The sequence below is a fragment of the Pseudomonas sp. NFACC24-1 genome, from assembly GCF_900115235.1.
In the GTDB taxonomy this organism is placed as follows: domain Bacteria; phylum Pseudomonadota; class Gammaproteobacteria; order Pseudomonadales; family Pseudomonadaceae; genus Aquipseudomonas; species Aquipseudomonas fluorescens_AA.
This window is the reverse complement of the sequence record NZ_FOVS01000008.1, coordinates 39,557-53,381: the sequence shown is the minus strand read 5'-3', so window position 1 is coordinate 53,381 and position 13,825 is coordinate 39,557. Positions and strand designations below refer to the sequence as shown.

The following is a 13,825-nucleotide window of genomic DNA, read 5'->3' as shown; positions in this document are numbered from 1 at the left end:
CCCTCACCCATTGCCAAGCATCTGCCACAACGACGCCCCCACCCCGGTAATGCTCTCCCCGGCAATCAACCCCGCCGCCGCGGTAATGGCGAAGCGTTCCGTGAGGCTCGGCCAGCGACAGCTCACCAGCCACGTCAGCACCGCACCGAGCGCCATCATCAAGGACACGGAGGCCGGCAGGACGAAGGCCAGGCCCAGGGCCGCCGTGCTCGGCAGGTAGCGGGCCCGATGCGCTGGCAGCAGGCTGTCGAGGATCCCCAACAACAAACCCACCAGGCCGCCGATGAAAATCGCCCAGCGAATGCTCGCTGACAATGAATCCAGGCCCAGGGTCAGGGTTTGCGCCACGGCCTTCCAGGTGGCGACCGCCGGGGCCGGCCACTCTTCGGTGAGCAGCATGGTTTGCGGGTCCGGGATCAGGGCCAGATAGGCCAGCACGCCGACGATGCTACCGATGAAAATACCCAAGGTCTGTGCGATCAATTGCTTACGCGGCGTGGCGCCAATCGCCCGGCCGACCTTGAAGTCGTTCATCAAGTCGGTGCACTGCCCGGCCGAACCACCGGCGGTATTGGCGCTCAACAGGTTGATTGGCACCTGCCCCGGGGCGACGATGCCGAAACTCAGTTGAGACAATTGCCCGATGGCCCCGATCGGCGGAATACCCGTGGCGCCGACCACCCGGGCGGCCACCGCCGCCAGGCAGATCGCCAGGGGAATGGTCAACAAGGCCATCCACGGGTTGATACCGAACAACAGCACTTGCAGGCTGACCACCAGGATGATCGACAGTGCGAAACCGGCGGCAGGCCCAGGCTTGGGTATCGTCCAGATCGCCCCGCCGCCCGCCTTGGTGGACCGGTGCAATGCCCACAAGCGAATCGCCAGTGAGGCCAGGGTCGAACAGACCATCAGGCTCACCCCCGGCCAGAGCAACCACTCCACCAGCGCCGCGAACTGCGGGCCGCTGCTGCCGTGCGGCAACGTCACCAGGCCCTGTTCCAACAGCCACGGCGCCAACCCGCCCCACGCCAGCACAGCACCGAGCAGCAGGGTCAGGCCCACGCGAATACCGATGATCCCGCCGAACCCCACCAATAGCAGCGAAGGGTCAGCGGTAAAGGTCAGGCGCTCCAGTTGAGCGCTCGGAGACCAGCGCGGGATGGCCCACATGAAGGTGTCGACCGCCTTGACCAACCCGGACAGCAGCGCGGCGCTGAGCAGCACCTTCAAACGCGTCGCGGCTTCGTGGCCGTGGTTGTAGATGTGCAGCAGCGTTTCCAGGGTCGCCATGCCTTCGGGAAATTTCAGCGCCTTGTCATTGAGCAGTGAGGGTCGCAGGTACCAGGCAATCCAGATCCCCAGGAAACTCACCGAAAAGACCCAGGCCACCATGGGAATGGCATCCAACTGCTGGCCGGTCAGCAGGGTGTAGGCCGGGATGGGCGCGACCAGCCCACCGGAAATGATCGACGCCGCGGCGGAAGCCACGGTCTGGTTGATGTTGCTTTCGTGCAGGGTCCAGGGCAGTCGCCCCACTGACCGACTGGCCAAGCCTTGCCAGATGCCATAGCCGATCAGCAAGGCAATGATCGACATGTTGAACGACCAACCGATCTTCAACCCGGCGTAGACATTGGAAGGTGTCAGCAGGATACCGAGGACGATCCCCGTACTGACCGCACGCGGGCTGAGTTCGCGTTCGACTGTGGCGTTCAAAGGGATAGTGGATGAGGTTGGGTGCATGCGAAGTCCTTATCGGCACTGGGGCCACCGTCAGATTCAGACTGCCCCCTTGTGGGAGCGAGCTTGCTCGCGATGACGGTGGATCAGTTACAAGGATAGAGACTGACGCTCCGTCATCGCGAGCAAGCTCGCTCCCACTGGGTCATGTAAAGCGGCAACTCAATAAGTGAACGCAGTATTGGCGCAAGGTTCACACGATGGAGGGAATACCTGGCAAGCGTACTCGCCAGAATCGTCAATCCATGGGCAGGAAGTGAGGCCTGTCGCGAGCGCTGCCAAGGGCCAGGCGGCGCATTGCGACCAGGCAGCGTTCGACTTATGGCTGGCCCTCGCAATTGACCATCCAGGCGATTCCGAAACGGTCCTCGAACATGGCGAAGCGTTCCGCCCAGAAGGTCTTGTCCAAGGGCATCTGCACGTGACCGTCCTCACTCAAGCGTTCGAACAGCCGCTCGGCCTCCTTCACGCTGTCGACATTGAGGGAAATCGATACGCCTTGTGGTTTGCTATACGGCTGGCCCGGTGGGCAGTCGGACGCCATCAGGCTGAAATTGCCCACGGTCAGGCAGGCGTGCATGATCAGGCTGGCGTCCTTGGGCATGCCGACGTCCTCCGGCGCCTCGGCATAGGACATGGAAAACAGATCGCCGCCAAGCACATCCTTGTAAAACGCAAAGGCTTCCTTGCAGCGGCCGTTGAAGGTCAGGTAAGGGATGATTCTCATGCTGGGTTCTCCTGTCGTCGGCGTCACGATTGACCGGTCATCTGCGCCCGCAAGCGATCTTCCTGCTCGCGCAACTCGGGGGTAAAGGACTCGCCGAACTCCTCGAGTTCGAAGATCTGGCGGATTTCGATTTCGCTGTCGCTGACCATGGGGTTCGGGCAACGCTTGACCCAGTCGATGGCCTCCTGCAATGACTGGACCTTGAAGATCCAGAAGCCGGCGATCAGCTCCTTGGTCTCGGCAAAGGGCCCATCGACGACAGTCCGGTTCTTGCCGGAAAACTGCACACGCACGCCTTCGGCACTGGGATGCAGGCCTTCACCGGCGAGCATCACCCCGGCCTTGACCAACTCTTCGTTGTAGGCGCCCATGGCCGCCAGCAGTTCTTCGCTGGGCATTTCTCCGGCTTCAGACTCCGGACTGGCCTTGACGATCACCATAAATCGCATACTCGTATCTCCTGAGAATGGTCGCCCTTGTGGCGGCTCTACGGGCTAATCGAATGGCAATGGTCGAAATCGACAGCTCGACGGGATTATTTTTCGATAGATTGCTGGCGGCCTGGGAGCCAAGGCTCCCCTGCCGTGAAGTCACGTCCAACGCTCAGGGATTCCACTGGAATCGATAGATGTCTCGATAACCATTGCTTGGGTCGTACAGGAGCTTCGTCCCGCCGTCCAAGGTGATATTGTCGGCGTTGACCAAGTGAACCGGTGCCACGAAGCCGCTCACCGGCTGGCCAGCCATCAGTCGATTCAATTCATCGATCACTTGCCAGCCATGCACATTGAGCGGTTCGGCCACGGTGACGGTCTGGTAGTTTTTTTCCTGTATGCGCAAGAACGCCGAAGCGCTACCGTCGCCGGCAGACAACAGACTGATGCCGTCGCGGGGTATCGCGGCGCTGGCCAAGGTGTCAACCGCATAGTCGAAATAGATATCGTTGATGGCCAGCGTATGGGTCCAACGCTTGCCATGGCGCTGAAGCAGTTCCGTGGTGATCGCCGGCATCTTCTCGCGACTTTCGGAGATCGCGACATCGCGCACCTCCAGCAACGAGCACTCCCGACAGGCTCGAATGACGCTTTCCATGGCCTTGGCTTTCGCCATCGCGATGCTGTACCTGGAGTCGGTCAGGATCACCACTCCGGCCTTTCCGTTCGACTGCGCCACTGCCGCCATTGCCGTGATGCGAGCCACTTCCAGCGGGTCGGTCGTGACGTTCATGGCCATCGACGTGCCAACAATCGGCCCGGGGCGCTCCCCGGCGTGCCAGCCCACCACCGGCACGCCCTTGTCGGCGAAGACAGCCAGCGCCGCCTTGTTTTCAAGGGCATCGGCGCCACACAGGATGAGCCCATCGGGGTTCGCCGCCAGGGCATCGGCAAAGGCCTTTGCACGCCCGGCCGAGGATCCAGCGCCATCGAATACCCTCAGCGTCCAGCCCATCGCCTTGGCGGCCTCGCGGGCGCCCTGGGCGACGCCGACAATGCCGCCGTTGCGCATATCTTCTGCGACAATGGCGATGCTCTTGCCGCGCTGGGCCCGCGGGCCGGACTCAGGGCCGCTCCAGGGAACGGCGCCGAGGGTGGCCTTGGCCACCATTTCCTGCGCTTGCGTCACCGTCACCGGCGTGTCCGTCGCGGCTGGCAGGTCCTGGGCATACCCAGGCGTTGCCGTGAAAAGACAGAGTATCGTCATTGAAACTATCCGGAGCAACCGGGACTTGATCAAACAGGTTCGATCACCGCGCGTGATGCCGGGTCTGGAGCCGATGGCGCAATCATAATGTGACATGGCGTCTCTTTTTTTATGGATGCAGCGTTTACGTTCAGTGTCCGCAAGGATAGTCGGCTCTGCTGTCATCGGCCCAAAAGGGAAATAGCAAGTTTGTAACATCCTTTCTGCCCCGGCCCTCTGATCAGTTCCGGATCGCTGAAGGCCCACCCTTGCCGCGTCCGGCCTGGATCTGGCCAAGCCATCGTGCTCGACATCCATTGTTCGACGCACCACGAAGTGAGGAGCCTGTCGCGCGCATAGTCTGCGAGCCACCCTGGAGGAGATGGCGATGACACATACCCGTTTTTTTGGCAAAACCGTACTGGCCTGCACGTTCATCCTGGCGATGATCGGTTGGGGAATCGGCTTCTATGGCCCGCCAATTTATATGCAGGCGGTCATTGAGCGCACGGGTTGGCCAATCGCCCAGGTCTCGGCTGCCGTGACCTTGCACTTTCTCAGCGGCACGATGGTCATCGCCAACCTGCCACGACTTTATGCACGCTTCGGCATCCCCGCCATCACCTTGCTTGGCAGCATCGTCCTGGGCATCGGCGTGAACCTCTGGGCGCAGGCCAACCAGCCCTGGGTGCTGTATGTCGGCGCCGTCTGCTCGGGTATCGGCTGGGTGACATTGGGGGCCGCGGCCGTTAACACCCTCATCGCGCCGTGGTACGTCAAGGAAAGACCCAAGGCCTTGGGCAAGGCCTATAACGGCGCCAGCCTGGGAGGCGTGATCTTTTCGCCGCTGTGGGTGTGGCTGATCGAGCGTTTCGGCTTTGCCCCGGCGGCGGCGCTGATCAGCGTCATCGCCGTGCTGCTCATAGGCGCTTTCGCCTTTCTGGTTTTCAACAAAACCCCACAAAGCCAGGGACAACATCCCGACAATGCAGCCCCGCCGGCCCCCGTACCAATCAGCCCCAGCGCCGCGCCGTGGACCGTCATGCAGACGCTCAGGTCGGCCAGTTTCCGCACCCTGGCAGCCGGCATGTCCTTGGGGCTGTTCGCCCAGATCGGCTTGATCGCGCACCTGTACTCGATCCTGGTGGGACGCATGGGGGCGTATGACGCCTCATTCGCCATGGGCCTGGCCACCGCCAGTGCGATAGGCGGGCGATATGTCGCCGCACGCTTGATGACCCAAGGTATGAATCGCCGACAGCTGGCTTGCCTCGGTTACACCGTACAGATGCTGGGCACGCTGATGCTTCTGGGCCTGGACCTTCACCCGACAGTGGCCTGGATAGCCGTGGTGCTGATCGGTTCGGGCATTGGCAATGCCACCTCCTTGCCGCCGCTGATAGCACAGGCCGAGTTCAGCCGTGAACACACCGCCAGGGTGATCGCCCTGATGGTTGCGATCAGCCAGGCCACCTACGCCTTCGCCCCGGCCTTTTTTGGCCTGTTGCGCGCCGCCTTCACTGATCCGAATCACGCCATCGTCGCTGTCGTGACAGCAGCGGTCATCGTGCAGGTGCTGGCCATTTTGTCGTTCTATCGGGGCATCCCCGCTCGCCCCTTCAAGAAAACCGTTTTCTGACCTTCACTTGTGCACCTCGCCTTCCTGCAGGAGACGCATCAAGCTGACCTGCACATCGTGGTGCAGCGGCAATAATCGGACGCTGTCATTTGAAAGAAGCACTTGATAGCCGCCTACTTCCCTCCGGTCACATCCAGAAAGGTCCCCGTCACAAACGAAGCCTGCGGCCCCGCCAACCAGAGAATGGCCCGCGCCACCTCCTCCGGCTGGCCGCCACGCCCCATGGGGATCGTCTCCTTCACCCGGTCGACTCTGCCCGGTTCTCCCCCACTCGCATGCATCTGGGTATAGATATGCCCGGGGCGAACGCAGTTGACACGAATGCCCTCCCGGGCCACTTCCTTGGCATAACCGGTCGTGAACGTTTCAACCGCCCCCTTGGACGCTGCGTAGTCCACGTATTCATTCGGGCTGCCGAGGCGGGCTGACGCCGAAGAGATATTGATGACCGCACCACCACGCCCGCCATAACGGTAGGCCATGCGCCGGGTCGCGTGTTGCGCGCAGAGCATCGGGCCCAAGGTGTTGACCGCAAAGATTCGCTGCATGCGCTCGAAACCAAGATCCTCCAAGCGAGATTGGCGGGCCAATATCGAAGCGTTGTTGACCAGCACATCGATTCGTCCGAAGCGCAGGTCCAGGGTGGCGAAGAGTTCGGCAACCTGGGCTGGGTCGGCGTTATCGGCACGCACTGCCAAGGCACGGCCCCCCTTGGCTTCGACTTGCGCTGCCACCGCCAATGCCGACGCCTCATCGGCGATGTAGGTCAGCACGACGTCGTAACCTTGCTCAGCGGCCAGCAGGGCGGTCGCCGCCCCGATCCCGCGCCCGCCTCCGGTGATCAGGATCACGGGTTTTTGCGAACGGTCATTCATGGTCAATCCTCACAGCCAAATGAAAAAAGCGGCGTCAGCCGATCACCAGCGTACCGAGGGCAATGACGGCGCAGGCCAACAGCTTGCGCAAGGTCAATGCTTCGCCAAGAAATGCGTACCCGATCAAAGCGGCGAACATGACACTGGTTTCGCGCAGGGCGGACACCGCCCCCATCGGGGCATGGGCCATGGCATAGATCACGACGCCGTAGGCCAACAATGAAACCAGGCCGCCAGCGAAGGCCACGGCGATACCTGGCCGCAAGGCAAAGAGGCTTCTGGCATCCCGCAGTCCGATATAAACCAGGGGCATCATCACGCCCCACAACAGGCACATCCAGGCGGTGTAGGCCATTGGCGCCCCGGAGAGGCGAACACCTATGCCATCGACAACGCTGTAGGCGGCGATGAAAAAACCGGTGCCCAGTGCGTAGGGCAAGTCAGGCAACGCCCGCCGGCGCCCGGTATAAGCCAGCGACAGGATTCCGGTCGACACCAACGCAATACCCAGCAGTCCACTCGGCGCCACGCGCTCGCCCGCGAACAGCGAGGCGGCCAGGACAATCAGGATCGGGGATACACCGCGGGCGATTGGATAGGTCTGGCCCAGGTCGCCGGACTGGTAACTGCGCACCAGGAACAGGTTGTACCCCACGTGCAATACAGCGGAGAGTCCGATGCAAAACCAGCTGGCACGGGCGGGTAGCGCCAACAGCATCGCCACGACGACGCTCGCCAAGGCTATCGCCACGCACATGATGGTCATGGACCACAAACGGTCGGTGCCCCCACGCAGCATGGCATTCCAGCTGGCGTGTAGCAGCGCGGCGAACAAGACGAGGCAGATGATGTGTAAGGGCATGCATCATCCTAGACCGATCCAGTAGCGCTGAAAAAGCGAAGTCTCTTCATCCCTGCATGAGGAAAACCTCATGCATAAGCGTGCTGAGCGTCCAGGGCCTGGGTCACCAGCCAACGACGAAAACGGGTGATATGAGGCTGAGTCTCGATCCCTTTGGGGCATACAAAGTAATACGCCAGAGGCGAGGCGCACGGCAGTTCGAAAAGCCTTTCAAGACGGCCGTCATTGAGTTCGGCTTCGACATGCCCGCTGCGTGCCAGCGCGATACCTTGTCCCAAGAGCGCCGCCTCGATAGTCATATTGGTATCTGCGTAGCGAATGCTTTCCTTCAAGGTCGTGACCTCGACGCCCACCTGGGCAAACCACTGCTCCCATTTCGGCACCAACGCCGCGCCATCGCGTGTAAGCAGTGGATAGCGCAGCAATTCGGCGGCCGTTTGAGGCGTACCAAAGCGGGCAAGCAACACTGGGCTGGCGACCGGGAAAATCTGCTCGCGGAACAGGAATTCTGAAAACAGCGAAGGGAAATGCCCGTTGCCCAGGCGGATAGCCACGTCCGGGTCTGTCGTCGAGAAGTTGATGGGGCTATCGGTGCTGTCCAGGGTAAGCAGGATTTGCGGATGCGCTTGCGCCAAATCAGGAAGCCTGGGCAGCAACCACTTCAAGGCGAAAGAATAGGTCGTGCTCACACTCAGCCGCTGCCGCCCGTTTTGCTCGCGCAAATCGGCCAGGGTGGCCTCGAGCTTCATGAAGAACTCCCGCACGATGGGCGCAAGCGCTGCGCCTGCCGAGGTCAGGTGCAGCGAGTTACCGCGATGAAACAGTTGCAGTCCCCAGAGCTGTTCCAAATGCTTGAGCTGGTGGCTCACTGCGCTCTGTGTGACATGCAACTCCTCTGCTGCCGCGGTGAACGTGGCGTGCCGCGTAGCGGCTTCAAAGGCGCGCAGGCTCGAAGAAGGAGGAAGGTTTCGCATGATGTTCCCTTCTATGAGTAAACGCTCATGCTAGCGCCTTTGCCTCTGTCGTTGTAGGCAAGCCGTGCAACGACGGGCTTGCCGGCGCGGGGTCAGCTTGTAGTGATGTTGGATGTACCGACGCTATCACGAGCAAGCTCGGCTCCCACAGGGGTTCCCGGGTGTTCATGGCCCCCGCGTTCACCCCCTCCCCTGCGCACGGATGACGCCAATTTTCCGGCATAAAAATCAATGAAATAAAAATATATTAATAAAGCGACAGTTTCCCGACGCGCGGTACCAACGTGCCATTGCTGGCTATTTAAATCGAAGCTCATTATCCGCAGGCAACTCCCGCTAAACGTTTAGGCCAGCCGACCTGAACTACAGGATGTAATCACTCGCATCGCGCAAGGGAGCAATACTGAGATGATGACTGTTTACTTTGTTGTGATGACGATCTGCAGTGGCATCGAAGGTTGTGTCGAGGAGCGAAAACCAGGGCCTACCTTTGCTACCAGGGCAATGTGCATGGAGACAGCCCGGGTCATGGCGCCGCGCAAAGGTGTGAAGTTCAAATGTCGCAGCGAGCGTACGACGGTGGTCGAGACCTCGCCGATAGAAGGGTACGGCAAAATCGTCTCCACCAAGAGCACTGTCCAGCCTTAGCATTACGGTTTTTTCGCCGACAACAGAGGTTCATCGGTAGCTCGGCAGAGAGAGGCTGACCGCGAATATCGTCAAGATGAAAAGAGAACGCGGCGCGATGATATTTATTGCACACAGGGCTATGCTACGGTGCCATCCGCCCGGCTGGCCTGGCTTGCAAGGAACGCGTCATGGAGTTCGTGGTTCATAGCTATTGCCTGAAAGGCGCACGCCAAGAGCCTTTGCTGCCCCCTGTCACCCTGACGCCGACCGCGTCGACCTTGACAGTCGCCGAGCTCATTCGCCTGACCGTTGCCGAGCAGATCGCCGCGCTGTCGGTCCAGCACTGGCTGGAACAGATGTCGATGCGTGAAGTGCTCGACCGCCAATACCTGAGCGAGCGGGACATTCTCCGACAAGCCAGTGAAGGCGCGGTGCTCATGCCTCAGGCCAGCGCGCCTCCAGACCTGGATGTCGACGTTGAGGTCGAACGAGCCTTGAAGGGTTTTGAAAGCCGTGCGTTCCGCGTCCTGCACAACGGCGTCATGCTGCAAGGACTCGATGAGACAATCGAACTGAGTCCCCCTTCCACCCTCGCGTTTATCCGCTTGGTGCCGCTGCTTGGCGGTTGATCCTCGTTACTCACTTCTTCGGACAACATCATGCCGTCACGCCGTCCTGTGCCTGAACAAGCCACACGCCTCGCAGCACTGCGAGCATTCTGTGATAGAGCGCTGGATGACTATCCAGAGCTCAGCCACCATGACGAATTCGAGCCCGACTTCTGGGACGGCATCGACTTCCTGCGCCTGGCCGATGACTGGGTCAGGCAGCATCCCAAGGATGGACCCAAGGCACTGGCTGATGGTTTTGTGTTCCCGACCGTTTGGGACGATCTGGAGGACCGTCGCGATCAACAGCGCTACGGTCTGCAACATCGACTCTGCGATGCCTGGGTCACGGCTCATCCGGATGCCTATGGGCTGGAGCAGATCTGCGCCCGACTGCGGCACATGCTGCAATTTGCCTTCGAGGACAGCGACTATCCATTGCCCACTGACGAAGATGGCCCTGCCTATTACCGAAGAAGCCCAGACCAGGCCTGGGCCTTCCCCGATGTTCAGGCCTGCCTCCAGCGCCTGAGCGATTACCCGTCCACCCCGGCCTGGCAGACCTTCGCCGAATGGTTGCTGGATGGCAGCTGGAACCGCGAGCAGCCCCCTTCAACGCCGGGTGGTGAACAAAGGACAATCGCCGATGCGTATATCTATGGGCACAAGGAAACCAGGCGCATCGCCCTGGGCCTGATGGAAGCAGGTCGCCTCGATTACCCGCGCTTCGTTCGGGCGGCCAATACCTGGGGCCGCGCCATGATGTTCTACTCAGACGACACCGGACTGGACAGCGATGATGCGGACCTGAATCGGTACGTCGATGAAGATTTCGACGAAGACGACTCAAACGACGATGACCCGCAAGACCTCGATGATGAGTCATCTCAGCCTGACGACACTCCCACCGAGGTGCCCTCGGAACTGGCGAACTTCACCGTTCGTTACGTCGAGGACGCCCTGGCTGGATTACCCGACAACGCCGTGAGGCTGGCTGACACCTTCCGCTCCGTCGAGGTGTATCAGACACGCTGGTTGCTAGAGGCCTTGGCGGTCATCGAACGACTGGGCATGACGCCGGATGACTTTGACAGCTTCGGCGATACAGCCGCGGTGCTCCAATGCTTCCTGCTGCTCCAGGATTTGCCCAAAGACCAATCGGCAACGCTGCTCGCGGCGTTGTCCGGCTTTTCAAGAAATACCCTGCTGACCGCCCTGCCCTACGCCGGACAAGCCAGTCGGGTGGTGCTCGACGCGCTTGGCTGGCGTGATCTGCAAGCCTTCCAGCGCGAATACCTGAACATTGCACTGGCACCTCGATCCGGCTGGGGCACCGACCTGCCCAATACGCTGGATGAAACCGTGGGCGTGGTGGACCGCTACCTGCTGGACAAGGCGCTGGCCGAGGCCGACCCAGACCACCTGCGCGAGTACCTCGCGGCGCTCGAACCCTCGCATTGGGCATTTCCCGAGACGCGTGTGCTGCTCAACGCCTACCAGGGCATCGGTCGAGCCGCGCTGGAAAAGAAGTTGACCCGCCATGCACAGGCGGCAATGCGTATCTATGGCCTGCTGCCCGTCACGGATTCGGACGATGTACGCCAGCGTTATCTGACGCTCAAGAAACTGCACAAAGAGGTGCGCAAGTACGGCGCTGAACGCCAGGCCAACTCCCACGCAGCGGTGCAGGCAGGCCTGGAAAACCTGGCGCGTGTCGCCGGCTACCCCTCGGCGATTCGCCTGGAATGGGCCATGGAATCGGAGATCGCCGAATCCACCCTGACCGCCGCCACCATCGATGACTATGACGTCACCCTCGTCATCGACGGCTTGTCACCCACGCTGCACATCTGCAAGGCCGCAAAGACGCTCAAGACCGCACCGCCGGCGATTCGCAAGAACGCAGACTTCATCGCCCTCAAAACGCAGCAGACCCAGCTCAAGGAGCAGATCGGCCGCTTCTGCCGCACCCTGGAAGCGATGATGAGCAGCGGCGAAACCCTCGCCCTGGACGACCTGAAGCCGCTGTTGAAAATGCCCGCCGTTCGCCTGCTGCTGGAACAACTGATTGTGCAGGCCGACGACGCTGCGCTGGGCTGGCTCGATGCCGCGACGCTGACGGTGACTGACCTTGAAGGCCGCCAACACGTCGCTGAAAAGACTCTGCGTATCGCTCACCCTTTTCATCTGTTCACAGCAGGGCAACTGTCGGCCTGGCAGAAAGACGTGGTGACCCATCGCCGCGTGCAGCCGTTCAAACAGGCCTTTCGCGAGCTGTACCTGCTCACACCGGCCGAGCGAGACACCGGCCTATGGTCCAACCGCTTTGCCGGTCACCGCCTGAAAGCCAACGTCGCCGCCCGGTTGCTACAGGTGCGCAACTGGTCGACCGCCAGCGTCGAGGACATCTATTACGAGAGCAAGGAGCACGGCATTTACGCCCTGTTCAACTTTCTGGATACCGGTCATTACCTCTCGGAAACAGAACACTTTACCTTCGACACGATTGCGTTCCTCCGCGACCACAAAGCCATCCCCCTTGAGCAAGTACCGCCGCTGCTGTTCTCGGAAGTCATGCGTGACGCCGACCTGCTGGTCTCCGTGGCCCACGCCGCAGACGACTACAGCACCAGCCACGAAACCGTGCAACGACGCGCCGAACTGGTCGGCGAGCTGATTCGAGGGCTAGGGTTGCAAAACGTTAAATGCGAAGGACATTTTCTGCACATTACCGGCCAGCGTGCGAACTACCGCATTCATCTGGGCAGCGCCGCCATCCATATCGAACCCGGCCATTACCTGTGCATCGTGCCCGCAGGCAGCCACGTCACGGAGTTCTACCTGCCGTTCGCCGACACCGACAAGAAAATGGCCGAGGTGCTGAGCAAGATGTTCCTGTTGCTGGATGACATGAGCATCACCGATAGCCTGATCCTGGAGCAAATACAGCGCGGCGGCTGACGGTCAAGAAAATCGAATGACGTCATTCAAGCATTGAAAACACACTCACCCGGCTCAGAGCTTGGCTTTCGCCAGATCCGCAATCAGAAAATCCCTGAATGCACAAACCGCTGCCGGTAAATTGCGTCCAGCCATGCTTTGCAGTTCGATGCGCCGCGCATGCATGCCTTCGTCGAGGATCGGCAAGCATTGCAGTGCCTTGTCCGCCACCTGCTTGTGCAAGGTCATTTCGCTGGCCAGGCTGATGCCCCCCTCTTCGCGGACGAAGCTATAGAGCGAGGCAACGTAATTGGTGGTCAACACCGGGTCGAACAACAACCCCTGCACACCGCAACAGATGTCGAATAACTGCCGTATCGTGGTGTCGGCCTTGGGTAACGCAATGGGCCAGGGTTGCAACTCCGCGAGGCTGACCGCTTCACGCCCGGCCAGAGGATGAGCGTTGGAGACCACGGCAAAAATCGCCCCGCTCAGGACATGTTCGACCTTGATTTCCTTTTGCGGCGTCAGGCTGAAGGTCATCGCCAGATCGGCTTCGCCGGAGCGAACCTTCTCGGTCGCTTCGGCAGGCGCACAGACCTCCAACGTGAAATGAATGCCCTGATACTCACGCCGGAACGCGCTGATGGTCCTGGGCATGTATTCCAGCGCAAATCCTTCCGAGCAGGCCACATGCACATGACCTCGTTGCAAGCCATGCAGCTCGGTAATTTCCAGCACCACCTGCTCAGCCTCAAGCTGCGACTTGCGCGCATAAGCCGCCAGTCGTGCCCCCGCCTCGCTCAGCACCATGCCCCGGGCACGACGCTCGAACAGGCTGGCATCCAGGGCCAATTCAAGCTTGGCAATCTGCCGGCTCACCGCTGACGCCGCGACGTTCAGCCGTACCGAGGCTTCGCTGATCGATCCGCATCGCGCCACTTCAAGAAAATAGCGCAGTGCCGTGGACTGCACACCATACAGCTGCATCGGCGCCCCCAAGGTTTGCCTTTTCGGCAAAGGAAGTATCGAAATATTATTCTTGTGGCATTGATAGCCTTTCCCTACATTCGTGTCCAGATCAAAAAAAACATGACCTGGTCTTTTTACCCTCCTTTCCGCGTTTGCGATTCGCTGCCCTTTGATT

Annotated in this window: 11 protein-coding genes; 3 read left to right on the top strand and 8 right to left on the bottom strand. The window is 60.7% G+C overall.

Features of this window, described 5'->3' with window-relative positions; all coding sequences use genetic code 11:
• Positions 1-3: 3 nt before the first annotated feature.
• The 4 genes from BM317_RS09885 to BM317_RS09870 form a co-directional block, all read right to left on the bottom strand.
• Positions 4-1,746 carry an OPT family oligopeptide transporter gene (locus BM317_RS09885; RefSeq protein ID WP_092474138.1) on the bottom strand — a complete coding sequence of 581 codons (1,743 nt, stop codon included), beginning with the start codon at positions 1,744-1,746 and terminating at the stop codon, positions 4-6.
• 316 nt (positions 1,747-2,062) lie between these two features.
• Positions 2,063-2,470 (bottom strand): VOC family protein, encoded by a 408-nt coding sequence (locus BM317_RS09880; protein ID WP_092165422.1) that lies wholly within the window; start codon positions 2,468-2,470, stop codon positions 2,063-2,065.
• A 23-nt stretch (positions 2,471-2,493) separates the two neighbouring features.
• Entirely contained in the window at positions 2,494-2,919 is a 426-nt protein-coding gene (locus BM317_RS09875; RefSeq protein WP_092474136.1) for a YciI family protein, read from the bottom strand.
• A gap of 154 nt (positions 2,920-3,073) precedes the next feature.
• Entirely contained in the window at positions 3,074-4,093 is a 1,020-nt protein-coding gene (locus tag BM317_RS09870; RefSeq protein ID WP_092474261.1) for a substrate-binding domain-containing protein, read from the bottom strand.
• A gap of 445 nt (positions 4,094-4,538) precedes the next feature.
• Between BM317_RS09870 and BM317_RS09865 the strand changes: the two genes are divergently transcribed.
• Entirely contained in the window at positions 4,539-5,789 is a 1,251-nt protein-coding gene (locus BM317_RS09865) for an MFS transporter (RefSeq protein WP_092474134.1), read from the top strand.
• Between the two features lie 113 nt (positions 5,790-5,902).
• Here the strand turns inward: BM317_RS09865 and BM317_RS09860 are convergent, their stop codons facing one another.
• The 3 genes from BM317_RS09860 to gcvA all read right to left on the bottom strand — a co-directional run bounded on the left by BM317_RS09860 (position 5,903) and on the right by gcvA (position 8,500).
• The gene (locus BM317_RS09860) at positions 5,903-6,664 is read right to left on the bottom strand and encodes a glucose 1-dehydrogenase (RefSeq protein ID WP_092165416.1); all 762 of its coding nucleotides are present in this window, start codon (positions 6,662-6,664) and stop codon (positions 5,903-5,905) included.
• A gap of 34 nt (positions 6,665-6,698) precedes the next feature.
• Positions 6,699-7,526 carry a DMT family transporter gene (locus BM317_RS09855; protein WP_092165414.1) on the bottom strand — a complete coding sequence of 276 codons (828 nt, stop codon included), beginning with the start codon at positions 7,524-7,526 and terminating at the stop codon, positions 6,699-6,701.
• A 68-nt stretch (positions 7,527-7,594) separates the two neighbouring features.
• Complete coding sequence (gene gcvA / locus BM317_RS09850) at positions 7,595-8,500, bottom strand: transcriptional regulator GcvA (RefSeq protein WP_092165413.1); 906 nt, start codon at positions 8,498-8,500, stop codon at positions 7,595-7,597.
• Between the two features lie 818 nt (positions 8,501-9,318).
• Here gcvA and BM317_RS09840 point away from each other — a divergent pair.
• Both BM317_RS09840 and BM317_RS09835 read left to right on the top strand, forming a co-directional pair.
• Entirely contained in the window at positions 9,319-9,759 is a 441-nt protein-coding gene (locus BM317_RS09840) for a hypothetical protein (protein WP_092165411.1), read from the top strand.
• Positions 9,760-9,789: 30 nt separating this feature from the next.
• On the top strand, positions 9,790-12,699 hold the full coding sequence (locus BM317_RS09835) for a DUF4132 domain-containing protein (protein WP_092474132.1): 2,910 nt from the start codon (positions 9,790-9,792) through the stop codon (positions 12,697-12,699).
• Between the two features lie 54 nt (positions 12,700-12,753).
• Here BM317_RS09835 and BM317_RS09830 read toward each other — a convergent pair whose 3' ends face one another.
• On the bottom strand, positions 12,754-13,668 hold the full coding sequence (locus BM317_RS09830) for a LysR substrate-binding domain-containing protein (RefSeq protein ID WP_092142397.1): 915 nt from the start codon (positions 13,666-13,668) through the stop codon (positions 12,754-12,756).
• Positions 13,669-13,825 lie beyond the last annotated feature (157 nt).